At 70.6% G+C, this 24165-nt stretch carries 18 protein-coding genes and 1 pseudogene; 7 read left to right on the top strand and 12 right to left on the bottom strand.

Annotated elements, in window-relative coordinates:
* Window positions 1-45: 45 nt before the first annotated feature.
* Window positions 46-2847 carry a DEAD/DEAH box helicase gene (locus ACGF3C_RS31745; protein ID WP_393227404.1) on the top strand — a complete coding sequence of 934 codons (2802 nt, stop codon included), beginning with the start codon at window positions 46-48 and terminating at the stop codon, window positions 2845-2847.
* Window positions 2848-2947: 100 nt separating this feature from the next.
* Here ACGF3C_RS31745 and ACGF3C_RS31740 read toward each other — a convergent pair whose 3' ends face one another.
* Genes ACGF3C_RS31740 through ACGF3C_RS31730 form a run of 3 tightly spaced genes read right to left on the bottom strand, consistent with a single transcriptional unit; the run spans window position 2948 to window position 5591 of the window.
* Entirely contained in the window at window positions 2948-3607 is a 660-nt protein-coding gene (locus ACGF3C_RS31740; protein WP_357223244.1) for a response regulator transcription factor, read from the bottom strand.
* The gene (locus ACGF3C_RS31735; protein WP_393227402.1) at window positions 3604-4758 is read right to left on the bottom strand and encodes a sensor histidine kinase; all 1155 of its coding nucleotides are present in this window, start codon (window positions 4756-4758) and stop codon (window positions 3604-3606) included. Before ACGF3C_RS31735 ends, ACGF3C_RS31740 begins: the two co-directional genes overlap by 4 nt.
* Window positions 4755-5591, bottom strand: a complete 837-nt coding sequence (locus ACGF3C_RS31730; protein ID WP_393227400.1) for a CPBP family intramembrane glutamic endopeptidase — start codon at window positions 5589-5591, stop codon at window positions 4755-4757. The genes ACGF3C_RS31735 and ACGF3C_RS31730 overlap by 4 nt, the downstream gene beginning before the upstream one ends.
* A gap of 184 nt (window positions 5592-5775) precedes the next feature.
* On the opposite strand from ACGF3C_RS31730, the pseudogene ACGF3C_RS31725 reads away from it, so the two are divergent.
* Window positions 5776-5976, top strand: a pseudogene (locus tag ACGF3C_RS31725) (hypothetical protein); the annotation flags it as partial.
* Window positions 5977-6111: 135 nt separating this feature from the next.
* Complete coding sequence (locus ACGF3C_RS31720; protein ID WP_355007968.1) at window positions 6112-6996, top strand: MHYT domain-containing protein; 885 nt, start codon at window positions 6112-6114, stop codon at window positions 6994-6996.
* A 76-nt stretch (window positions 6997-7072) separates the two neighbouring features.
* Here ACGF3C_RS31720 and ACGF3C_RS31715 read toward each other — a convergent pair whose 3' ends face one another.
* The 3 genes from ACGF3C_RS31715 to ACGF3C_RS31705 form a co-directional block, all read right to left on the bottom strand.
* Window positions 7073-7960, bottom strand: a complete 888-nt coding sequence (locus ACGF3C_RS31715) for an endonuclease/exonuclease/phosphatase family protein (RefSeq protein ID WP_393227398.1) — start codon at window positions 7958-7960, stop codon at window positions 7073-7075.
* Window positions 7961-8095: 135 nt separating this feature from the next.
* Window positions 8096-9034, bottom strand: coding sequence for a superoxide dismutase (locus ACGF3C_RS31710; RefSeq protein WP_393227397.1), 939 nt, complete (start codon window positions 9032-9034; stop codon window positions 8096-8098).
* A gap of 160 nt (window positions 9035-9194) precedes the next feature.
* Entirely contained in the window at window positions 9195-11528 is a 2334-nt protein-coding gene (locus tag ACGF3C_RS31705; RefSeq protein ID WP_357223260.1) for a beta-L-arabinofuranosidase domain-containing protein, read from the bottom strand.
* A gap of 688 nt (window positions 11529-12216) precedes the next feature.
* Here ACGF3C_RS31705 and ACGF3C_RS31700 point away from each other — a divergent pair.
* The gene (locus ACGF3C_RS31700) at window positions 12217-13992 is read left to right on the top strand and encodes a family 43 glycosylhydrolase (protein ID WP_357223272.1); all 1776 of its coding nucleotides are present in this window, start codon (window positions 12217-12219) and stop codon (window positions 13990-13992) included.
* Window positions 13993-14331: 339 nt separating this feature from the next.
* Window positions 14332-15717, top strand: coding sequence for an endo-1,4-beta-xylanase (locus ACGF3C_RS31695; RefSeq protein WP_393227395.1), 1386 nt, complete (start codon window positions 14332-14334; stop codon window positions 15715-15717).
* Window positions 15718-15808: 91 nt separating this feature from the next.
* Here ACGF3C_RS31695 and ACGF3C_RS31690 read toward each other — a convergent pair whose 3' ends face one another.
* From ACGF3C_RS31690 to ACGF3C_RS31680, 3 genes are all read right to left on the bottom strand, one after another.
* On the bottom strand, window positions 15809-18691 hold the full coding sequence (locus ACGF3C_RS31690; protein ID WP_357233516.1) for a glycosyl hydrolase: 2883 nt from the start codon (window positions 18689-18691) through the stop codon (window positions 15809-15811).
* 157 nt (window positions 18692-18848) lie between these two features.
* Entirely contained in the window at window positions 18849-19223 is a 375-nt protein-coding gene (locus ACGF3C_RS31685) for an MmcQ/YjbR family DNA-binding protein (protein ID WP_357206128.1), read from the bottom strand.
* Between the two features lie 40 nt (window positions 19224-19263).
* The gene (locus tag ACGF3C_RS31680; protein ID WP_355007975.1) at window positions 19264-19959 is read right to left on the bottom strand and encodes a DUF1223 domain-containing protein; all 696 of its coding nucleotides are present in this window, start codon (window positions 19957-19959) and stop codon (window positions 19264-19266) included.
* A gap of 157 nt (window positions 19960-20116) precedes the next feature.
* On the opposite strand from ACGF3C_RS31680, the gene ACGF3C_RS31675 reads away from it, so the two are divergent.
* Window positions 20117-20419: a GNAT family N-acetyltransferase gene (locus ACGF3C_RS31675; RefSeq protein WP_357233519.1), complete on the top strand. Its 303-nt coding sequence runs from the start codon at window positions 20117-20119 to the stop codon at window positions 20417-20419.
* Window positions 20420-20428: 9 nt separating this feature from the next.
* Here ACGF3C_RS31675 and ACGF3C_RS31670 read toward each other — a convergent pair whose 3' ends face one another.
* Window positions 20429-21019, bottom strand: a complete 591-nt coding sequence (locus ACGF3C_RS31670; protein ID WP_393227392.1) for a TetR/AcrR family transcriptional regulator — start codon at window positions 21017-21019, stop codon at window positions 20429-20431.
* Window positions 21020-21141: 122 nt separating this feature from the next.
* Between ACGF3C_RS31670 and ACGF3C_RS31665 the strand changes: the two genes are divergently transcribed.
* Window positions 21142-21858, top strand: coding sequence for an isocitrate lyase/phosphoenolpyruvate mutase family protein (locus tag ACGF3C_RS31665; RefSeq protein WP_357235704.1), 717 nt, complete (start codon window positions 21142-21144; stop codon window positions 21856-21858).
* 136 nt (window positions 21859-21994) lie between these two features.
* Here ACGF3C_RS31665 and ACGF3C_RS31660 read toward each other — a convergent pair whose 3' ends face one another.
* On the bottom strand, window positions 21995-22774 hold the full coding sequence (locus ACGF3C_RS31660; protein WP_393227390.1) for an SDR family oxidoreductase: 780 nt from the start codon (window positions 22772-22774) through the stop codon (window positions 21995-21997).
* Between the two features lie 189 nt (window positions 22775-22963).
* On the bottom strand, window positions 22964-23992 hold the full coding sequence (locus ACGF3C_RS31655; RefSeq protein ID WP_393227389.1) for a hypothetical protein: 1029 nt from the start codon (window positions 23990-23992) through the stop codon (window positions 22964-22966).
* Window positions 23993-24165 lie beyond the last annotated feature (173 nt).

The following is a 24165-nucleotide window of genomic DNA, read 5'->3' as shown; positions in this document are numbered from 1 at the left end:
GGCCTTGTGGGGTGACATGACGCGGCACGCACTAATCTTGGTGCCATGTCGAGCCCCGCCGAGCGGTACGCAGCGGCGCGCCGCAAGGCCGCACAAGCCGCACAGTTTCCGGCGCTGGACGAGTTCGCCCTCGAGTTGGGGTTCGACCTCGACGACTTCCAGCGGGAGGCGTGCCAGTCGCTGGAGCGGGGCAGCGGTGTGCTGGTCTGCGCTCCCACCGGCGCCGGTAAGACGGTGGTCGGGGAGTTCGCCGTCCACCTGGCGTTGCGGGGTCGGCCCGATGACCCGGCGCCCGCCGTCGACGCGACGACCCCACCGCCGCGACGCAAGTGTTTCTACACCACCCCGATCAAGGCGTTGTCCAACCAGAAGTACCACGACATGGTCGCCCGGTACGGCGCCGAGCAGGTCGGCCTGCTGACCGGCGACAACGCGATCAACGGCGACGCGCCGGTGGTGGTGATGACCACCGAGGTGCTGCGCAACATGCTCTACGCGGGCTCCAGCACCCTCCAGGGCCTCGCGTACGTGGTGATGGACGAGGTGCACTACCTGGCTGACCGGTTCCGCGGTGGGGTCTGGGAAGAGGTGATCATTCACCTGCCCGCTTCGGTCACCCTGGTCTCGTTGTCGGCGACGGTCTCCAACGCCGAGGAGTTCGCCGACTGGCTGGTCACCGTGCGCGGCGAGACCGCCGTGGTGGTCAGTGAGCACCGGCCGGTGCCGTTGTGGCAGCACATGCTGGTCGGCAAGCGGATGTTCGACCTGTTCCACGACGCCGACGCCGCCCGCAAGCACGACGTGCACCCGGAGCTGCTGCGCTACACCCGGGAGACCGCGCGGCGGCTGGAGCTGGGTGAGGGGCGCAGCGCCGGGCCCGGTGCCGGCCGGCGTGGCCCGCGTTGGCGTGGCCCGTTGCGCCCGGACATCGTCGACCGGCTGGACCGGGAGGGCCTGCTACCGGCGATCCTGTTCATCTTCAGCCGGGCCGGTTGCGCCGCCGCCGTGCAGCAGTGCCTCGCCGCCGGGCTGCGGCTCACCTCGGCGGAGGAACGGGCCGAGATCCGCCGGGTCGTCGAGTCCCGCGTCACTGCCATTCCCGGCGAGGACCTGTCGGTCCTGGGCTACTGGGAGTGGCTCGACGGCCTGGAACGCGGCCTGGCCGCCCACCACGCCGGCATGCTGCCGGTGTTCAAGGAGGTCGTCGAGGAGCTGTTCGTCCGCGGCCTGGTCAAGGCGGTCTTCGCCACCGAGACGCTGGCGTTGGGCATCAACATGCCGGCCCGCTGCGTGGTGCTGGAACGGCTGGTCAAGTACAACGGCGAGGCGCACGTCGACCTGACCCCGGGGGAGTACACCCAGCTCACCGGGCGTGCCGGCCGCCGAGGCATCGATGTGGAGGGGCACGCCGTCGTGGTGTGGTCCCCGGAGACCGACCCACGGCACGTGGCCGGGCTCGCGTCCACCCGCACCTATCCGCTGCGCTCCAGCTTCCGGCCGTCGTACAACATGGCGGTGAACCTGGTCGGCACGGTCGGCGCGGAGCCGGCCCGGGCGCTGCTGGAGTCCTCGTTCGCCCAGTTCCAGGCGGACCGGTCGGTGGTCGGCCTGGCCCGGCAGGTGCAGCGCAACACCGAGACCATCGAGGCGTACGGCGCGGAGGCCGCCTGCCACCACGGCGACTTCGACGAGTACTTCGCGCTGCGGGTGGCGATCGCCGATCGGGAGAAGGCGATCGCCCGGCAGGGGCAGACCCAGCGCAAGGCCGCCGCGGTGGCCTCGCTGGAGCGGCTGCGGATCGGCGACGTGATCCGGGTGCCGTCGGGCCGGCGGGCTGGGCTGGCCGTGGTGTTGGACCCGGCGACCGGTGGGTTCGGTGAGCCCCGTCCGTTGGTGCTCACCCAGGACCGTTGGGCCGGGCGGGTCAGCCCCGGCGACTTCACCACCCCGGCCGAGGTGTTGGCCCGGATCCGGGTGCCCAAACACTTCAACCACCGGTCCCCGGGCGCCCGGCGGGATCTCGCCGCCGAGGTCAGCGGCACCGGCCTGGATCGGCACGCGGGCCGGCGCGGGGGCCGTTCCCGGCAGGCGACCGGCGAGGACCACCAGATCACCCAGCTCCGCAGCGAGCTGCGTCACCACCCCTGCCACGCCTGCCCGGAGCGTGAGGACCACGCCCGCTGGGCGGAGCGGCGTCGTCGGCTGGAGCGCGACACCGAGGAGCTGCGCGAGCGCGTCAGTGGTCGTACCGGGTCCCTCGCGCGGACGTTCGACCGGATCGTGGCGCTGCTGACCGAGCGTGGCTACCTCGCCCGCGACGGCGCGGTCACCGACGCCGGTCGGATGCTGAGCCGGATCTGGACCGAGGCGGACCTGCTGGTCGCCGAGTGCCTGCGCCGGGGGGTGTGGAACGGGCTGTCCCCGGCCGAGCTGGCCGCCGCGGTGTCAGTGGTGGTGTTCGAGGCGCGCCGCGATGTCGACGAGAGGGCGTCGCTGCCGCGTGGGCCGGTGGCCGACGCGGTGGACGAGACGCTGAAGCTGTGGGGGGAGATCGAGGCCGACGAGGCGGCGCGGGGGCTGACGGCGACCCGGGAGCCGGATCTCGGTTTCGCCTGGCCCGTCTACCGGTGGGCCCGGGGGGAGGCGCTGGCGAAGGTGCTCGGCAGCGGTCACGAGATCGATGGTGAGATGCCCGCCGGTGACTTCGTCCGGTGGGCCCGCCAGGTCGTCGATCTGCTCGGTCAGCTTGCCGACTCCGGCGGCGCTTCGCCGGAGCTGCGGTCCACCGCCCGGCAGGCGATCGCAGCGGTCAACCGGGGTGTTCTGGCCTACCACACCTCGGTCTGATTATTACTCCCAGTGAAGACCGTCGGCTGATCGACGCAGCGGATCGACGCCCTGCTCGCCGCGCCCACGCCGGGACAACCCGCCCCGCTGACGTCGACAGTCAGCTCACCAGGCCCGTCCGGTAGGCGTAGACGACCGCCTGCACCCGGTCGCGCAGGTCGAGCTTGGTGAGGATCCGTGACACGTGGGTCTTCACGGTCTCCTGGCTGATCACCAGCCGGGCGGCGATCTCGCCGTTGGACAGGCCGGTGGCGACGAGGCGCAACACCTCCAGCTCACGCGGAGTCAGGCCGACGTCGTCCACTGTGCCCCCGGCCGGGCGGATCCGCTCGGCGTACCTGCCCACGAGCTGCCGGGTCACCTCGGGCGCCAGCAGCGCGGCACCGGACGCGACAGTGCGGATGCCATGCAGCAGTTGGGCCGGTGGGGCGTCCTTGAGCAGGAAACCGCTCGCCCCGGCGCGCAGCGCCTCGTACACGTACTCGTCGAGGTTGAACGTCGTCACCACGAGCACCTTGACGGGCTCGGTGACCCCGGGGCCGGCCAGCAGCCGGGTCGCCCCGATGCCGTCGAGGATCGGCATCCGTACGTCCATGACGACCACGTCCGGGCGCAGCCGGCGGGCGAGGTCGACAGCGTCGCGCCCGTTGCCGCACTCGCCCACCACGTCGATGTCGGGCTGGGCGTCGATGATCGTGGCGAAGCCGGTGCGGATCAGCTCCTGGTCGTCGCAGACAAGGACCCGGATAGACGCGGTCACGACGGGCTCCCGGTGGGGATGCGGGCCTGCACGACGAAACCGCCGCCCGCCTGCCGTTCCGCGCTGAACTCGCCACCGAGCACGTGGACCCGTTCGCGTAGCCCCGCGAGGCCGCGCCCGCTCCCACCGGGCGTCGCGGCGGGCGAGCCCGATCCGTCGGTGCTGACGTTCACCGAGGTGTCCCTTTCGCCGTGCCGTACGTGGACGATGGTGCGGCTGGCGTGGGCGTGCTTGAGGGCGTTCGTCAGCGCCTCCTGCACGACCCGGTAGGCGACGACCTCGCCGCCGCCGGTCACCCCCGCGGGGCTGCCCTCCTCGGTGAACTCCACAGGCTGCCCGGCCCGGCGGGTCTGCTCGACGAGGGCGCGCAGGTCGCCGACGGCCGGCGTACGAGGATCGGTGGCGTGGTCGGGGTTGAGCAGGTCGAGCAGATGCCGCAGGTCGGTGATGGCCCGTCGGCCGGTGTCGGTGATGGCGGTCAGGGTCGTGTCGAGGCGCTCGGGGGCGGCGGTCAGGTAACGCGCCGCCTCCGCCTGCACGACCATCGCCGTCACGTGGTGGGTCACCACGTCGTGGAGTTCGCTGGCGATGCGGGTGCGTTCGGCGTTGCGGGCGGCCAGGGCGACGTGTCGACGGCGTTCCGCCTCGGCTGCCCGGGACTGCCGTAGCCACACCCCGATGCCCCACGCGAAGGCCAGCATCAGATAGAACGTGCCGAACCCGAGCAAGCCCTCGGTCGAGCCTTGCCGATGCAGGGCGACAGCCAGCGACACGTACGCGGCGGAGGCCAGGACCACCGCGGTACGCCGGTGCTGGTCGAGGTGTGCCGCCGCGCTCACCAGCGCGATGGCAAGCCCGGCACCCGCCACCGTGTGGTAGGCCCGGAGCTGGTCGAGCGCGAAGCCGAGGGACACCAGGGTGAGGCAGAGCGCCGGCCAGCGTCGACGGACGGCCAGTGGCAGGCACTGGAGGAGGATCGCCACGGTGGCCAGCGCGTCGAAGGGACGCGCCGGCAGGTCGCCGAGCTGCGTCCCGCGGTCCTGCAACGCCGGTACCACCGACGCGGCGGCGAGCAGCAGTGCCACCGGGAGATCCCGGACCGTGACGGCGTGCTGCCGCCACCGGTCCAGGAACGTCCGACGGTCGATCACGCGGTGACTGTAACCGTCGCCGGGGCGGCGGCCGCGCGGCGGCGACGCGGGACGATGGTGCCGCGCCGGTGAGCCATCCACATGAATCCCGCGGTCGTCAGCACGCCCGCCGTGACCGCGAACACGCTCGCCTCGGGGCCGAAGTTACCCCCGGTGAGCAGCGCCGGGCCCGACATGGCAGTCTCCAGCAGGCCCTTCGACTGCTCGTTGCCCGAAACCACGGAGCTGAAGATGCCACCCGCGGCGATGTTCCAGCCGAAGTGCAGGCCGATCGGCAGCCACAGGTTGCGGGTTGCGGCGTAGGCGGCGGCGAGCATGAACCCGGCCTCGATCGTGATCGCGGTCGCGCCCCACAGGCTGGCATCCGGGTTGGTCAGGTGCATCATGCCGAACGCCACGCCGGTGAGGAGCAGGGCGATCCAGGTGCCGGCGCGTTCCTCGATGATGCGGAACAGGACGCCGCGGAAGAGCACCTCCTCGGTCACGGCGGCGGCGGCCATGAACCCGACCAGCCCCATCGCGCCCGTCGCCGAACCGAAGCCGTTGATGTGGTACTCGGCGAAGAGCGCGATGTTGACGAGTACGGCCACGAACATCCCGACCCCGAGCACCGTTCCCAGGCCGGTCTGCGAGACGGCTCTGGCCCTCGCGAGTTCGGTGACCACGCGACGTTCGGTACGCCGTACGACCCAGATGTAGACGAGGATGGCGAGCACCGACGTCAGCACGCCGAGTGGCAGTGTGAGCCAGTCGTTGCCCTGCACGGCGACGATGGCCTGGCCGCCGGCGAAAGCGACCGCCGCGACGGCCACGAGTTGCTTTACGAAACGCATCGGAGTCCTTCCCAAGGCCGTTGCACGGGCGCAGCGGCCTGGGTCGAACACTATTTTTTCGCCTGCCGGAAATCGTCACCGCTCGGAGCGCACCTGCGGTAGCTCGCACGGGGGACAAGCGGGCCGTCGAGGTACGTGCCCGCACTGCGCCACACCCGGGAGGCCGCGCGGCGGCTGGAGTTGGGTGAGGGGCGCGGCGCCGGGCCCGGTGCCGGCCGGCGCGGCCCGCCAGGTCGTCGACCTGCTCGGTCAGATTGCCGACTCCGGCGGTGCCGCAACGGAGCTGCGGTCGACAGCTCGACAGGCTATAGCGGCCGCCAATCGAGGCGTTCTCGCGTACCACACGTCATCGTGGCAGTTACGTCCAGTAACTTTCGCCGGGTAAATCGACGCAGCGGACGGTTACCTAAACGGCACCCCTCGAATGGCCCGGGGGGCCTATTGCGCCTGATCACAGCACCCCCGATCATTGCCGGGGCGTCTTGTTGACGCGTCGGTAACGAATGGGGAGAAAGCCGCCGTGGCGGAAATCAATCACTTTGAGTACGGTTGGATCACGCCCGCGTTGAGTTACGCGCTGTCCGTGCTCGGCTCGATCCTCGGTCTGGTCTGCGCCGGGCGCATCCGTACGGCCCGGACGAACGGCCAGCGGGCGTGGTGGGGTCTGCTGTCGGCCTGGGCGCTGGGCGGCACCGCCATCTGGGCGATGCACTTCATGGCCATGCTCGGCTTCGCCGTCGAGAACACCCGGATTCGTTACGACGTGCCGCTGACCGCGGCCAGCACGGTCATCGCCGTGGTGGCGGTCGGTATCGGCCTGGCCATCGTGGGCACCGGCCGGCTGAATCCGGTACGACTGATCGCCGGCGGTGTCTTCACCGGCGTCGGCGTGGCCTCCATGCACTACACCGGCATGGCCGCCATGCGCCTCAACGGCACCCTCGGCTACGACACGGTCCGGGTCGTGCTCTCGGTGGTCATCGCCGTGGTGGCGTCCACCGTCGCGCTGTGGCTCGCGATGACCGTCCGGCGGGGCTTGGCGATCTTCGCCTCCGCGCTGGTCATGGGGATCGCTGTCAACGGGATGCACTTCACCGGCATGAGCGCCCTGTCGGTGCACCGCCACGAGCGGGCGGGTGAGGTGACCGGCGCCGGGGTGAGCACCCTGCTGGTGCCGATCGTGCTGGCGGTGATCTTCGGGGTGGTCGGTCTGCTCTACGCGCTGCTCGCCGCTCCGACCGATGACGACCGGGCCGCCACCGCGTACCTGAACGGGCTGCGGCTCTCGGAGCCGCCGGCCCCGGCGCCCACCCCTGCTCCCGACCCGGTCGGGTTGCGCGCCCGCTCCACCCTCGGCCAGCCCGGTACTCCGTTCCCGTCCCGCCGGGACACGCCGCCGCGCTGACGCCGTGCGGCCGGCCCGCGCCGTGTTGCTGGCGACCTCGTGGATCCGGCCGTCTCGGTGCCCGAACGGAGGCGGATCAGGCCGGCCGCCGGCCGGGACGGCTGCTGTCGATCGTGAGGGTGACCAGCAGCCCGGGGTGGTCGGTCGTCCCGTTCATGGGCACCTGGCTGCGACAGCAGAGGGTGATGTCGGCGGTCGCCGTGACGTGTTGCAGTCGGCCATCGTCGACCCGCTGATGGCCAGGTGGGATGCAGGACCGCACGTCGGGGTCGGTGCCGGCGCGCAGGTTGAGGTCACCGCCGAGCACTGTCGGTTCGTACCCGGCGTCGCGGCTGATCGTCGGCAGGATGGTGCCGAGCAGGTGGTCGCACTGGGCGAGCGCGACGCGGTAGCCGCCGCTGGCCGACAGGTGCGTGGTGCAGGCGAGCAGGGCCCTGTCGACGTCGACGCAGAGCCAGGCGCGTTCCTCGGGGTCCGCGAGGTCCTGCGTGGGGTGGGTTCCGGCGTACACGGTGCTCGGTGTGCCCGGCGTCCGCAGGTGGGCCAGTAACCCGATGCCGAACCGTTGGCCGTTGCGGCAGCGGGTGTCGTCGCCGCTCGGGCGGTCGCCGGCGGCCTGGAACGCGGCCACAACGCTCTGGCCAGGGTGGACGGTTTGGAACACCCGGCGCAGGGCCGGCAGGTCGCCCGCGCAGATCTCGTTGAGGGTGACCAGGTCGGGCGCCTCGGCGGTGATCACCTCTGCGGCCCTGGCCATCGCGCGGCCGGTGTAGCAGCCGGCGAGGCCACTGTTGCAGAGGTTCATCTGCAACATCCGCAGGACCGTGGGCTGCGCGACGCCGGTGGGCGCGGCCGGCGGTGCGGCCGGTGGCGCTGCCTGCGGGTTGGCGGGCAGCGCGGCGGCGGCGAGGATGCAGCCCACGGCCAGGGTTCGGCGCAGGAACCGGTACGGACGGGCGGCCACACGGACTCCGGGGTGCGCGAGGCGACAGTCGTCGCCGAGGTGCCAGTGATCCTACTGGCGGCCGAAACGACGATCGAGATCCCAGGAGCGGTGGGGCGAGGGGGCACCCGCGCGGCGGGTGCCCCCTCGGGTCGCTCAGTGGGCGCGGACCGCGACCGCCGTGTAGGGCGTGGTGGCGGTCGGCGGTGTGGTGAACCGGGCGTTGGGCAGGTAGAGCCGACCCAGCGCCTTGGCCACGGTGGTGGGTACGTCGAAGTGCGGATCGGTGATGGTTCCGGTGAGCGCTCCGGCGGTGCCGGCGTGGTTCAGCCGGACCACCGCGATCTGGTTGAGGCGGTTCTGCACGACGTGGAGGGTGCGGCCGAGCAGGAGAAGCCCGTCGCCGTTGGTGAAGGTGTGGCCCGGCACGTCCACGACGGTGCTCGCCCCGGTCGCCGGGTCGACCCGGTACAACGTTCCGGTGGAGGACTGGACGACGATCAGCGCCCGGCCGTCGGGTGTGGTGGCGATGCCGTTGAGGTTCACCCCCGTGCCGACCTGCTCGTACGCGGCGGTCAGCGTGATCGTGGTGAAGGCGTCGGCGGGCGGCAGCGCGCCACCGCGACCGAGCGGCAGCCGGTAGAGCACCGGCCGGTTCGAGTCGGTGAAGTATGCCGCGTCGCGGGTCAGCACGACGTCGTTGACGAATGTCGGGGCGGTGGCGAACTGGTAGCGGGCCAGCACCTCGCCGGTGCGGGTGTCGAGCACACGAGCGTCGCCAGCCGTGCCACCGGAGACGAAGAGCCGGCCACGTGTGTCGACCTTGAGGCCGAGCGACGGCGTGCCGGTGGCCGCGCCGATCGTCGTGCCCCGGCCGGTGACCAGGTCGACGCGCTGGATGGCACCGGTGGCGCGGGAGCCGAAGTAGGCGTACCGGCCGGCGGTGGCGATGCCCTCGGGCTGGAACCCGTCGGGGAGGGCGAGAACGGCCGGCGGGCGCCCTGCGGGGTGCGCCTGCGCCGGGGCGACGGCGACGGTGACCAGCATGACGGCGGCCAACGCGCCGCCAAGCGTGGTGCGGAGGGGGCGGTTCACTGTGCTCCTTCCGGGCGGAAGCGGCACGAGCCGACACGTCCGCCACGTTCACTGGGGCCAGGACCCTCCCCACTGTACGACCGCTGGCGGGCGCCCGCCCGGCGTCACCGGCGCGGCCTTCGGGTGACCGCGCCGGTGAGCCCGTCGAGCGGGGCGGAGGTCAGGCGTTGCGGACCAGCCTCCACCGGTTGTCCGCGCTCCCGTTGTCCGGATCCTGCACGGCCTGCGCTCCCCAGGCGGTCGACCCGTTCAGGATTCCGAGCAGCTTGTTGCTGTTGACGTTGCGGATCTTGTAGGTGCCGTCGCCGTTGTCCACCAGGATCCACCGGTGATCGGCGGTGCCGTTGTCGGCCCACTGGAGAACCCGGGCGTTGTCGGCGGTGGACATGTTCTCCACGCCCAGGACCTTGCCGCTGTTGACGTTGCGGAACCGGACGGCGTTGCCGTCGGTGATGACCACCCAGTTGTGGTCCGCGGTGCCGCTGTCGCTCCACTGCACCGCCAGACCACCGTCGGCGGTGGACATGTTCTGGATACCGAGGACCAGCCCGGTGCCGACGTTGACCAGTCGGTAGCTGCCGCCGGTGCCGCCGCTTCCGCTGGTGTTCCAGTAGACCGTGTAGTTGAAGCCGTGGGCGTCGTGGAAGGGGCCGAGGTTCACTGTGGACCCGTTGGCGCTCGCGGTGAACGCGAGTGAGCTGGTGCTGGTCCGGGTGATCGAGGACACGGTGATGGTCGGCGGGGCGCTCAGCGCCGTGTTGCCGTAGTTGCCGGCCAGCACCGCCGGGCCGTACGAGATCGCGCCGATGGTGGCGTTGTCGTTGGCGGCCCGGACGGCGACCTGCATCGGCAGTCGAACGGTGATGGTGTCGCCGGCGGCCCAGGTGCGCGTGACGGTGGCGTAGCTGCCCGGGGTGGTGGCCACGTTCTCCACGGTGCCGTTGACGGCGATCGTCGCGCCGCTGGTCCAGGACGGGATCCGCACCCGGATGCTCCACGAGCCGCTCATCGAGCCGCTCAGGGTGAGGGTGCTGGTGTCACTGACCGGGAAGTTGGTGCTCTGGGTGACAGTGATGCCGCGTTGCGTCCAGTCCAGCACCGACGGCGCGAACAGGTTCACGCTCAGCGTGGTCCCGTTGTAGAAGTAGATGGAGTCCATCAACCTCGTGTTGATTTCCAGGCCGGTGCCCTGGCAACACCAGAACGAGTTGTAGTCGGTGCTCCAGGTGCCGCCACCCCACGCCGGGCCCACGCCCCGACGACCACCCGGCCGCAGCGGGGTGAAGTAGGTGATGTGGCCGTGGCTGTCGGCCGGGTTCTGTCCGCCGATCAGGTGGTTGATCAGCGCGCGCTCGTAGAAGTCGAAGTAGTCCGCCCGGCTCGGGTCGAGCAGCCACAGTTCCCGGGTCAGTTTGAGCATGTTGTGCGTGTTGCACTGCTCGCAGGTGTCGTTGCTGAGGTAGCCGGCGATGGCGTTCGGGGCCCGGAAGTGCTCCGCCTGGCTGTTGCCGCCGATGGCGTAGGTGTGCGCGCCCACGGTGATGCGCCACGCGTTGCTGGCGATGTCCCGGTAGCGGGTGGTCCCGGTGGCCTTGTACTCCCGGGCGGCGCCGATCCACTTGGGCACCTGCGTGTTGGCGTGCAGCCCGTTGAGCTGGTCCTGGTTGGCGGCCAGGGGATTGAACACGGCGGCGTGGTCGAACCGCTGGGCGGTGGTGAGCCACCGGGAGTCGCCGGTCTGCTGGTAGATGTCGGCGAGCACGTCGTTCATGCCACCGAACTCGGTGCCCAGCATCGATTGCATCTGGCTGGAGCTCAGCCGGGCCGTCCGGGTGTCGACCCAGCCGGCGAGGGACAGCAGCACCGTACGGGCCTGCGTGTTGCCGATGTAGCGCCAGACGTCGAGGAGACCGGCGAGGGTCTTGTGGATGCAGTAGTAGGGCACGTTGCCGTTGGACAGCGTCCGTGCCTCCAGCGCGGTGAAGTCGGACTCCGGGAAGCCGGAGAGGTAACCCGCGCCGAACCCGGCGGCACCGTTGTTCGCCTGGCACTTGGCCAGCTCGGCGACCATGTAGTTCGCCTTGTCGCGGCAGGTGGTGTCGCCCAGCACCGCGTACGCGTACGCCCAGGCGCTCAGGAAGTGACCCTGCATGTGGGTCCGGAACGGGAAGTTCGGCGCGTCCCAGCCCCCGTTGGTGGCGGCGCCGTTCGTGGACAGCCGGTGGTTGGCGCGGAAGTTGTAGAGCATCCGGTCGACGTCGACGAACCGCAGGTAGTTCAGCGTCCGGGTCTGGTTGTCCATCCAACGGCCGGCGCTGAGTCGTACCTGGCCCGGGTCGAATCCGTACGCCGAGACGCCGATGTCGGACCGGGCCGGGGGCACGATGGCGGCGGACGCGCCTGCGGGGGAGACGGCGACGCCGGTCGCGGAGACCACCACGGTGGCTCCGGCGGCCTGAAGCAGGTGGCGGCGGCTGAGGGGCAGGGGTGGCATGGGGAACCTCCAGGTGGCCGGGTACGTCGGGGCCGCCATCGATGGCGGTGGGTCGTCGGCGGCGAGAGGGGGCCGACGCCGGGTGCGGTGTGGTGGGTTGGGACGTGGGTCGCCGTGGACGCCGGGTGCCCACCCCTGCGCTTATCGCGGCACATCGATGTGATCGCTAACATAGTTCGTCGTTAACACGCCCGCAACCCCCGGAGCACCTCGTCGACCCATTCCCGCGACGACCTTGCCCGGGGTCGCCCGGTCCGGTGGCGGTTGTGGTCCGAAACGGGCATCCACCGGGCTCGCGATCATCGGAGCGTCACCGTGAGTGATCGTTGTCGATGGCTGCCGCTCCGTTGACGCCCGCCTGGTCGCTCAGTACCGTGCATCGTAAATCTTCGATGTCAACGTTGATACCTCAATGCTGCGATGGGGTTACGACGGTCATCCCGCGCCACACGAAAATCCAGGCCAAATAGGGGGAAGGAGGCATTGGCGAATAGCTGTTAGCGCTAACACGGCCGCCGGTCGTGCTGCCCAGCGCGCGAACCACAAGCCCGTTCGAGCGGCCGCCACAGCGGTGGCTCCCCCCGTCAAGCACCGCGCACTCTCTGTGGGAGTAATCGTGAACGTGAAGGATCGAACCGCAACCCGGGCCGCTCGCCGGACCAGGCGCGCCGTCGCCTGGCTGGCCAGCATGGCCTGCCTCCTCGCACTGATCCCGGGTACGGCCAGGGCCGACAACCCCATCGTCCAGAACATCTACACAGCCGACCCCGCGCCGATGGTGCACAACGGTCGGGTCTACCTCTACACCGGACACGACGAGGACGGATCCACCTACTTCACCATGCGCGAATGGCGGGTCTACTCGTCCGCCGACATGGTGAACTGGACCGATCACGGCTCGCCGATGAATCTGGCGACGTTCGCGTGGGCGGACGCCAACGCGTGGGCCGGGCAGGTCGTTCCGCGTAACGGAAAGTTCTACTGGTACGTGCCGGTGCGCCAGCGCTCCAACGGGCAGATGGTCATCGGCGTCGGCGTGGCCGACAGCCCGACCGGACCGTTCCGCGACGCGCTCGGTCGACCACTGGTCGGCAACAACGAAATCGACCCACACGCGTTCATCGACGATGACGGGCAGGCGTATCTGTACTGGGGTAACCCGGGTCTGTGGTACGTGAAGTTGAACCCGGACATGATTTCGTTCTCCGGCAGTGCGACACGCATTCCACTCACGACCGCGGGCTTCGGTACCCGTAACGGTAATGCGAGTCGGCCGACGCTGTACGAGGAGGGGCCGTGGGTGTTCAAACGCAACGGGTTGTACTACAACGTGTTCGCGGCGGAATGCTGCTCCGAATTCATCGCGTACTCCACGGCGACGGGACCGACGGGGCCGTGGACATATCGGGGAACGATCATGCCGCGGCAGGGAGCCAGTTTCACCAATCACGCGGGTGTGATCGACTTCCAGGGCGGATCGTATTTCTTCTATCACAACGGGGCGTTGCCAGGTGGTAGCGGTTACACCCGTTCGGTAGCGGTGGAGAAGTTCACCTACACCAGCAGCGGCATGTTCCCGACGATCAACATGACCACCACGGGGGCGCCGCAGGTGGGCACCCTGAACCCGTACGTGCGGCAGGAGGCCGAGACGATCGCCTGGGGCTCGGGGATCGAGACCGAGGTGTCCAGCGAGGGCGGGATGAACGTCGGCTGGATCGAGAACGGCGACCACATCAAGGTCAAGGGTGTCGCGTTCGGCGCGGGTGCGACCTCGTTCAGCGCCCGGGTCGCGTCGGCCACCAGCGGCGGGCGGATCGAGGTACGCCTCGACAGCGCCAACGGCCCGACAGTGGGCACCTGCACCGTGGGCGGCACCGGCGGCTGGCAGACCTGGAGCACCACCACCTGCGCGATCAGCGGAGCGACCGGCACCCATGATCTCTACCTGCGCTTCGCCGGCGGCAGCGGCAACCTGTTCAACATCAACTGGTGGCAGTTCGGCGGTACCGGCGGCACCGTCACCAACCTGCTCACCAACGGCGACGTGGAGAACGGCACGACGGGCTGGGGAGTGCACGGCAGCGGCACGCTCTCCCGCAACACGAGCGTGACGCACGGTGGCGGCGGGTCGCTGTCGATCACCGGCCGGACCGGTGCCTGGAACGGCCCCGGCCAGGACGTGACCGCCAAGCTCACCAACGGCAGGAGCTACACCACGAACGTCTGGGTACGCGCACAGGGCGGCACCCCGTCGGCGAAGGCGACACTGTCGCTGACCGCGAACGGCACGACGAACTACCTCCAGCTGACGCCGGCGGTGGGAGTGAACGTCAACGGCTGGACCCTGCTCACCGGCACCACGACAGTGTCGTGGAGCGGCACGCTGACCAGCGCCACCTTCTACGTCGAGACGGCCGAGGGCACCGACAGCCTCCTGGTCGACGACGCCTCGTTCCAGTGACTGTCGCTGCCGGGGCCGTGCTCGGCGCGGCTCCGGCAGCACGGCGACAGGCCCACCACGGTGACGGAGCGACAGGTTTCCCGGTGCGGTTGGTTACGACTTGACGAACGGCATGTTATCGCTCACAGTCGATGGTTGAGGGCAGCCGCACCTGTGGTTCACCGGGCGAACCTGCTGTGGCACCTCGACCCGCGACGTCCGCCCAGGGCATGCCGGACGTCGGGTCAGGACTCCCCGCGCCGCTGCCGCGACGGCGATCGTTGCTGACATCCCCCATGTCGCAGGAGCGGATCCGGGCGTGCGTCTCCATCGCTGCACCACCACAGAGAAGGAATCCGCATGAATCACAGAAGAGCCCTGCGAGCGGCGGTGACCATCGCCGTTACCGGCGCCCTCGCCGCCGGCATGGCGATGACGCTGACCTCCACGGCCAGCGCCGGCACGACCCTCCGGGCCTCGGCGGCCGAGAAGGGCCGTTACTTCGGCGCGGCCGTCGCGACGAACAAGCTCTCCACCAGCGTCTACACGACCGTCCTGAACCGTGAGTTCAACAGTGTCGTGGCCGAGAACGAGATGAAGTGGGACGCCACCGAGCCGCAGCAGGGTCGGTTCAGCTACACCGGTGGTGATCGTCTGGTCAGTCACGCGCAGGCCAACGGCATGAGCGTGCGCGGTCACGCGCTCTTGTGGCACCAGCAGGAGCCGGGTTGGGCGCAGGGCATGTCGGGCAGCGCGTTGCGCAGCGCGATGATCAACCACGTCACGCAGGTGGCGACGCACTTCCGCGGGAAGATCTACGCCTGGGACGTGGTGAACGAGGCGTTCGCCGACGGCGGCAGCGGCGGGCGGCGTGACTCGAACCTGCAGCGCACCGGCAACGACTGGATCGAGGCGGCGTTCCGGGCGGCGCGGGCGGCGGATCCGGGTGCGAAGTTGTGTTACAACGACTACAACACCGACGGGGTCAACGCGAAGTCGACGGGCATCTACAACATGGTGCGGGACTTCAAGTCCCGTGGCGTGCCGATCGACTGTGTGGGTTTCCAGTCGCACCTGGGCACCTCGCTGGCCGGTGACTACCAGGCCAACCTGCAGCGCTTCGCCGACCTCGGCGTGGACGTCCAGATCACCGAGCTGGACGTGATGACCGGCGGCAACCAGGCCACCATCTTCGGTGCCGTCACCCGCGCCTGCATGAACGTCTCGCGCTGCACCGGCATCACGGTGTGGGGTGTGCGGGACTGTGACTCGTGGCGTGGCTCGGACAACGCGCTGCTGTTCGACTGCAACGGCAACAAGAAGGCCGCGTACACCAATGTTCTGAACGCTCTCAACGCCGGCCCGGCCATCCCCACCACGCCGCCGCCGACCGACCCGCCGCCGACGACGCCCCCGCCCACCGACCCGCCGCCCACGACCCCGCCGCCGACCACCGGTGGTTGCTCGGCGTCGGTGTCACTGAACTCGTGGAACGGCGGGTTCGTGGCCACCGTGAAGGTGACCGCCGGCTCCGCCGGCACGAGCGGGTGGAACGTCGGTGTCACCCTCGCGAGTGGTGCCAGTGTCACGAACACCTGGAGCGCGACGGCCAGTGGCTCGACCGGCACCGTCCGGTTCGCCAACGTGGACTACAACGGCCGTCTCGGCGCGGGTCAGGTCACCGAGTTCGGCTTCCAGGGCACGGGCAGTGGGGCCGGCATCACGCCCACCTGCACCGCCTCCTGACGACTGACTGACCGCACAGCGTCGGCCGGTGTGCGGGACCGATCCTGGTCCCGCGCACCGGCCGACGTCGTGCGGCGTTCGATCTAGCCGATCAGGAGTACGGAAGCCGCAGCACCGACTGGTTGCCGATGCCCAGCGTGGTCGGGTTGTTGCCGATCGCCGACCAGACCTCCACCCGGACCGTGCCGTTGCTCAGCGCGCCCAACGTGCCGGTGGCCGAGGACAGGCCGGCGTTCTGGGTGTAGTGCTCGTAGCCGGTGACCGGGTCGGTGGCGAAGTAGCGCAGCGTCTCCACCCGTTCCCAACTACCGTTGCCGGTGAGGTCGTAGGAAATCCGCACCTGCACGCCGTTGCCGACCGCTGTCCCGGCGTCGACGAACAGGTCGAACGCCGTCTGCCCGCCGGCGTAGGCGAGGTTGAGGCCGGTCGCCGTGAAGACCTGGGCGTTGGTCGGCGTACCGTCGTGGTTGCCGTTCGCCGCCGCGACCGTCGTCGTGGCCGCGCTGCCGGCGCCGCCCAACCCACCTCCGGGCAGCAGGTAGCGGGTCGGCCCGCCGGTGGACGGCGGCGGGGTGGTCGTCGGTGGGGTGGTCGTCGGCGGGGGATCCGTCGGCGTCGTCGGGGGAACGCCGCCGGCCGCGTTGCCACCACTCCAGGTGTACGCCCCGGTGGTGGCCGTCTTGCCGGCACCCACGGCGAGCGTGGTGCCGTTGGAGAACGTCACGGTGATCGGCGTCGCCGTCGGGTTCGACGCCACGTAGGTCCGGGCCCCGTTGCGGGAGAAGACCGCGGACAGCGGATGGTTGCCGGTCACCGTCGTGTCGACATTGCCGAGGGCGGCGAGGTTACGGATCCAGTGGAACGTGTGCGCCCGGCTCTCTCCCTCCTCCGGCGTGTAGCCGGGGTTCGCGCGCAGGTTCGCCAGCGCGGCGTCGGCGTCCCCGAGGGCCTGGAACTGCCAGAGGATGTCCTGCCACACCGTCGGTTGTCCGCCGTTGTTGCGGACGAGTTCGGCGTAGTTGGTTCGCACGTACGCCGGGTTGTTGCCGAGGTAGAGGTGACCGCCGGTGACCGGCAGCAGGTTGATGCCCTGGATCATCTCCGGCTCGGCGCTGAACCAGGTGGCGTACGCGCCGCCGTCACCCCAGACCATGCCGACCGTCGAGTGCCCGAAGGCGGCGGGGAAGTTCTGGTCGCTGACGTCGAACCAGTACTCCTGGATCGCCGCGGCCTGCGTGGTGTAGAGGAAGACACCCGCGTCGCGGACGGCGGTGTCGCCGGTCGTCTGCCCCCACTGGATCAGGGCGCTCGCGAAGTTCATCCCCTCGGACGAGGACTCCTGGTTGTTGCCGGAGCCGAACGAGCCGTGCCCGGACGCCCAGTCGTGCCCGGCGTAGATGTCGAAGTCCCGCAGGTACGGGAAGCGGGTGTCGTCGCGACGGTAGTTGTTGGCGTCGCGGATCAGCAGGTCGACCATCCCGCCGTAGCGGCTGGTGGCCGCCCAGGCCGGGTCGAACTTCGCCAGGGTCGCGGCGGCGGCGATGTAGTAGCCGTAGTGGAAGTGGTGGTCGTTGAGCTCCTGGTCGGACCCGTACGACGCCGGGTAGCCGATCAGCGTGCCCCAGTTGTTGTCGTAGTAGAAGACCCGGCTGGTCTTGCCGCTGGACGCGGTGAACCAGTCGGTGAGCGTGCTGCGGATCGCGTTCAGCGCGCTGTCGCGCGTCGTGGTGTCGTTGACCTGGTCGGCGATCTCGGCGATCCGCGCGGCCCGGCCGAGCCCCTTGCCGGTCCAGTAGGTGTCGTTGCCGCGTTGGTCCATCGGGTTGGCGCGGGTGGCGGCCAGGTGCCCGGTGAGCGTCGACAGGTCACCACCGCTGCCGTCGCCGACGGCCGGCAACTCCGGCAGGATGCCCTGGAACTTCATGGCGGTGCGGAACTGGTTGACGCCGGTGAGCACCTTCATCCGGCCACGTGCCGACGGGTAGGTCGGCGTGATCGCTGTGGAACCGCTCAGCGACTTCCACTGGTGCGGGTAGAGGCTGACCACCGTCTGCGTGGCGGTGCCCTCCCGGGCGGTGGTGGTGAACGCGTACGTGGTGGTCAGGCCGCTGGTCGCGGGGTTGTAGGCGTACGAGACCTGGGTGCCGGTGACGTGGGCGTGCGCGTACTGACCGTAGGTCGCGGCCAGCGCGGCGCGCTCCGTCGCGCTGGACGTCGGCGGCAGCAGGGCGACGGAGAAGTAGCCGCGGCCGGCCAGGGTGGACGAGATCCGGCCGGACGCCACGGTCCAGGCGGCGCCGCTGGGCGCGAACCCGACGTAGTCGTGGCCGTTGACCCGGAAGCCGATGGTGGCACCGCTGTTGGACCAGACGTCGGGGGTGCCGGCGGTGCTGATCTGCGCGTTCCCGCCGGTGGTCTGGAAGTACGCGAAGGGCAGACCGTGGCCGATGGTCGCGCGCATGGTGCGCGTGCCGTCGCTCCAGTGTGGGCTGACCGTCCAGTCTGTCCAGCCGTCGACCTTCACCAGGGGTGCGGCGAGCCCGGCCACACCGACCCGGATGTCCTGCACGTACGGGTAGTGGAACTCACCGACGCCGGTGGCGGTGCCGCTGATGGCGGGCGTGGAGTTGGCGGAGAAGCCGAGGCCGTCGCCGAAGGTGTCGTACGAGATCGGGTGGGCGTGCAGCGGCTCACTGAACGAGCAGTCGGTGCGCTTCCACAGGAGCGAGGACCACCAGTCGTTGGTGGGGATCGGCCCGGCGGGCGCGTTGGCGGTGGCGAACTGCCGGGGGTTGCTGGACATCGCGCCGCAGCCGCTGGGCAGCGGGCCGACCGGGGTGGTGGTGTAGCTGCCGGCGCCGACGGGTGCGGCCTCGGCCGCGCGGGTGACGGGGATGGTGAGGCCGCCGACGACCAGGGCCAGCGCGGTGGCGGCGGCCAGGGCCCATCGGCGGTGGGGGACGGGAGGTTTCATCGTGCCTCCATCGCGCGCGCCGGGTGCGGCCCTTGCCGGGTCCAGCGCTTTGCGTCTGAATTGGGGGGAAGGTCGGGTGAGAGAGCGCTCTCTCGGCCACGGTAATGGAGCACCGAGATCCCCGTCAATGTGTCCAACGCGTTGCGTGCTGATATCGCTATTTGCCGGCGCCCGCACTGTCGCTCAACAGCGACTCCGGCACGCGCATCCGCCACGCGTCGGTCACCAGCTCGGTCAACCGGTCCAGGTCGACCGCCGCCAGGCGCAGCAGCACCAGGGGCAGGCCCTCGTAGCCGGGCGTGGTGAAGAAGATCTCGGGCTCCCCGAGCAGGAGAGCCTGCTTCTCGGCCTCGTCGCCGACGAACAGCACCGCGATGTCGAGCCGGATCACCCGGGGCTTGCCCGGTGTCCGCTCCGGGTAGGACCAGACGAAGCCCTTGTCGGCCACCCGGAAGTCGAAGCCGTCACTGGCGATCTCGACCGTGTGCGGCAGGGCCAGCGCCACCCGGCGTACGTCGTCCGCGTCAGCCACCGAATCCCCTCCCACCGGGCACCATCCGCATGGGCTGAGATTACGCGGTGGACAGCTCGATGGCCGTGGCGCCGACGATCGCCCGTTCGCCGTTCTCCTGGACGTAGCCGACCACGCTGGCGCGTCGCGGATCGAGACCAGGTGGCGTCGCCAGCTCCAGCTGCCCCCGCTCGGCGTCCAGGCCCACCGACCTGAAGGCGCGTACGACGTTGTCCTGCCGCAGCGTCCGCCCGGCGTTCTCCCCCCGGGCGATGTCGCTGGTCAGCTCCCGTTCAACGACCGCCACGTGCACCACCGCGCGCTCCGGCGGCTGTTCGGTCCGGTAGTCCACCATCACCCGGTCATTGCCCAGGTTGGCGATGGAGAGCGCCAGTGGTGTGGCGGCGGTCGAGGCCATGGCGGACATGATCGCGGCGGCTGCCCGCCGGCGATCGGAACCGACGAACTCGACGGTGCCGTTGACGACCATCTGCGGGGTGTAGAGACCCCGGGTGCCGAACGCGCGGGCGTACGCCTCCTGGCGCGCGGTGTACGAGGCGTCCGCGAACTGGTCGGGCCAGCCCAGGTCGTCCCAGTAGTCGACGTGGAACCCGAGGGCGAAGACGTTCTGGCCCCGGTCCCGGGCGTCGCGCTCGATCTCGCTCAGCAACTCCTCCGCGGGAGGGCAACTGTTGCAGCCCTGGGACGTGAACATCTCGACGACGGCGAAGCCGCCGTCCGTCGATGGATTCGTCATGGTGGCGTGTCTCCTCCCAGGGTCTGCCCGGCGTCGTCGCGTACCCCCGGTGCCCGGCGTCGTTGCGTTTCCCGTTCCGGCCGAGACAATGCGCGTGGGGTCGCGTCCCTGCCGGCCTCGCGGCGAGCGCCGTCGGGCCGGGTGGTTGGATGGTCGGGTGCAGTTCACCGTGACAGACGCGCCGGCGCGGGAGCGTTTCGAGGCGCGCGACGAGGCGGGCACGGTCGTCGGGTTCGTCACCTACCAGCTGACCGGCTCGATCATCGCCTACACCCACACCGAGGTCGATCCGGCGTACGAGGGCAAGGGCGTCGGGTCGGCGCTGGCGCGGGCCGTGCTGGACGACGCGCGGGGCAAGGGCCGGACCGTCGTGCCGATCTGCCCGTTCATCGCCGACTGGCTGGTCAAGCACCCCGAGTACGAGAGCATCGTGGTGCGGTCCACCCGCAAGATCAAATAGCCGCTGGTGTCAGGCGTCCGGTAGGAGCTTGGCGGCGAGGGTGCGGGCCGTGGCGGTCAGGGTGTCGATGTCCAACCCTGTCCGCCCCATGAACACCAGGCCCTGCTGCGCGGCGAGCAGCGCGCGCGCCGTCTCGACCGGGTCGACGTCGCGCGGCAGGTCGCCCTCGTCCTGGGCCCGCCCGACGCTCTCGGCGACCAGGGCGGTCGTCGCCTCGTAGGTGCGCCGCGCCTCGGCGAGGACGTCGAGATCGCTGGTGGCGAGTTCGTACGTGCTGTTGGCCATGAGGCAGCCGCGCCGGGCGGCAGCACCACCGGAGTCGTTCACCGGTGCCATGACGAACGCGCGCAGCGCGTCCAGGGCGCGGGGAGCGGAGGCGAGCATCTCGCGCAGGTAGCCGCCGCTGGTGTCGGTGTATTCCCGCAGCGCCCGCAGCAACAGCCGGTGTTTGTCGCCGAAGGCGCCGTAGAGGCTGCCCTTGCCCAGCCCGCTGACGCGTACCAGATCCTCCAGGGAGGTCGCCGCGTAGCCGGCGTCCCAGAACTGGTCCCGGACGGCGCGGATCACCTGCTCCTCGTCGAACTGTCGTGGCCTCGCCATATGACCAGCGTAACGATTGTTGACCGCGCGGTCCACCAAACGTAGGGTGGTCCGATGCGCGTCGCGGCGAAGATGCCGCCCGACAACGGCCGGATCGTCACCAACGGCGGGAGACCACAACGATGACAGCCTCCACCTTCCGCGCCCTGCACCACGACCGTGCCGTCGGTGACCCGCTCGTCCTGCCGGGCCCCTGGGATGCGGCCAGCGCCCGGGTGCTGGCTGACGCCGGTTACCCGGCCCTCGCGACCCCGAGCGCGGGTGTGGCGGCCTCGCTCGGGTACGAGGACGGCGCGACACCGCCGGACGAGATGTTCGCGGCGGTCGCGCGCATCGTCCGCGCCGTGTCCGTTCCGGTGTCCGCCGACGTTGAGGGCGGATACGGCCTCGCCCCCCGCGAGCTGGTCGGACGGCTGTTGGAGGCTGGCGCCGTCGGCTGCAACCTGGAGGACTCGGAGGGGGACGCCACCCTCAAGGACCCCCGGCGGCACGCTGACTGGCTGGCCGAGGTGCGCGCGGAAGCGGGCGACGCTCTCTTCGTCAACGCCCGCGTCGACACGTTCCTGTTCGGAACGGGTGACCCGGCCGACGCGGTGGAACGCGCCCGCCTCTACGTGGCCGCCGGCGCCGACTGCGTCTACCCGATCCTGGCGCCGCCGCAGGTGCTCCCGCAGCTGCGGGAGGGCATCTCCGGGCCGATCAACATGGCTGCCGGACCCACCCGGGAGTCTGTGGCCGAACTGGGCCGGCAGGGCGCCACACGCATCACCTTCGGGCCAGCGATGCAGCGGTACGCGATGGCGTCGATCGGCGACCTCGCGGCCGAGCTGCGCGCCTGAGTCTGCCCGTCACCCCCGCGCCCCACCGCAGCTTCGGCGCGGCGGCCCGGAGGGCCGGGCGCAGCTCCTTCCGGCCTGCGCCGCAAGATCGCGCAACATCGACGGTGACCGTTCACACGGCTGACCGAACGTGGAGCTAGATGACGGGGAGTTCACCACCGTCGACTGTCAGGCTCACTCCGGTGACCCACTGGGCCCGGTCCGATACGAGGTAGGCGACTGCCTCGGCGATGTCGCGCGGGTCTCCGGGACGACCCAGAGGGATGCCCGCTGTGGTGGCGGCAAGCGAGACCTCCATCGCGTCGGCGAAGTTCTGGCGGATCGCGTCGGCGCCGGGGGTGAGCACGTTGCCGGGAATGATCGTGGTCAGGCGGATTCCGGCAGGCGCGAGCTCGGAGGCGAGCGCTTTGCCGTAGGCGTTGAGGGCGGCCTTGGCGGCACCGTAGTGCGCCAACGGCGGTGCCGGCGTGAGGGACGCTCCCGACGAGATGTTGACGATCACACTGCCCGACCCGGCCTCGCGCAGCGCCGGTAGCAGCTCGTTGTTGACTCTCACAGCGGACAGGTAGTTGAGGTCGAGCGCGTCGATCCACTCCTCATCGGGGATGGATGAGATACCACCGATGTGGGCGCGTGCCGCCGCCGCGTTGTTGACCACGATGTCGACGCCGCCGAGTTCGTCGAGCGCTGCCGCAGTGAATGCCCGCACGCCCGCGAGCGTGCCGATGTCGCCCTGAATGAAGGTCGCGGCCCTCGGCGTCTCGTCGGAGGCGTTACGCGCCGTGGTGACGACCGTCGCGCCGCCGTCGAGCAACCGCCGCACGATGGCGGCGCCGATCCCGCGAGAACCTCCCGTGACGACCGCGCGCCTGCCGGCGAACTCGGTGGGATCCGGCGGGGCAGGAGCTTTGAACATGAGCTCACAGTAGCGAGTGCCAAGGTGCTCGGCGGGCTGATCGTCAGCACGCGTCGCGGGCTTGGCGCGACCTCGCCGACCTTGCCGTCGGACTGGGCAAGCGCGGCGCGGCAATTGCTGATTCAGCGACGGCCGAGCCCCCGGCGCGCCGTCGTGATGGACGGCTGCCGGGGGCTCGAACGCAGTCGGTCAGGCCTGGTTGCCGTTCGGCAGCACCGCTGCCATCTCGTCGCCGGCGCCGGCGAGCACGCGTGCCTGCTGGGGCCAACTGCCCAGCCCAGGTGCGGCGCGCAGGCCGGCGGCCCGGATCAGGTCGCGCAGCGCCGGCTCGTCCAACCCGCCGAGCTGGTCGTAGGTGCGCACGCCAGCGTCCTGCAACGCGGCCGCCATCTTCGGCCCGATCCCCTGGATCCGGCGGAAGTCGTCGGCAGGGCCCGTCGGGTCGGCGTCGACGCCGCTGATCGTCGTGTCGGCGGCCGAACGGACCGGAGGGGTCACGGCGGGGGTCGGGCGGACCGGAGGCGCGGCCACCGCCGACCGCTCGGCCTCCGCGGAGGCAACCGCAGGCTCGGCGTCCACGGAATCGGCGTGCACCGGCTCAGCATCGGACGGGCCCGGGGTCCCCAACGCCTCTGCCGGCGTGGCGTCGACCGCCGTGGCCTTGGTCTCCACGTCGTCGGCCGGCGTCGTGTCGAGCGGTGCGCTGTCGGCGGACGGGAGGTCGTCCGCCGGCTGGCGGGGGGCGACCACGGCCGCCGGGGCGGGCTGCTCGTCGACCGTGACCGGCTCGGTGGCCGAGTCCACGCCCGGCTCCTGCCGCAGCTCGGCGGCGTCGGGCTTCTCGGTGACCGGCACGGGCGGCGGGTCCTCGGTCAGCGCCATGTCCGCCGGGTCGACGGTGCTCGGGGCGTCCGCCGGCACGGGCACCGGGGTGGGACCGTCCGGTCCGGTCACTGCGGCCGGCGCGCTGACCGTGTCGACCGGTACCGGCTCGTCGGCTACCGCGGTGGGTGCCGAGTCGACGGCGGCGGCGGGCTGGGCCTCGTCGGTGGTGGCGGCCGGCGTGGGCGTGGAGATCACGGCCAGACCGGCGACGGGGTCACCATCCACAATCGAATTGCCCTGTACGCCCCGCCGGCCGCGCAGCAGCCACCCGGCGGCCAGGCCCAGCAACAGTGCCAGTACCACTATCAGCGAGTGTCCGAAAGACCACGCCACGGCGAACCTCCCTCTCAGCTCGTTGGAAAAGTCACGAGAAAAACTCGCCGCAGCTTCGCACACGCGTATTGCCGACGACAGGCAGGATCGGCCGTCAGCGTCGCGGGTGGGACAGCCACCTCAGCCGGTGCCTGCCGGGTGACACAGCGTCGCCCGATCACGCCAGTACCCGG

This window comes from Micromonospora sp. NPDC047762 (assembly GCF_043204655.1).
Classification (GTDB): Bacteria; Actinomycetota; Actinomycetes; order Mycobacteriales; family Micromonosporaceae; genus Micromonospora.
This window is presented reverse-complemented; position numbering and strand designations above follow the sequence as displayed.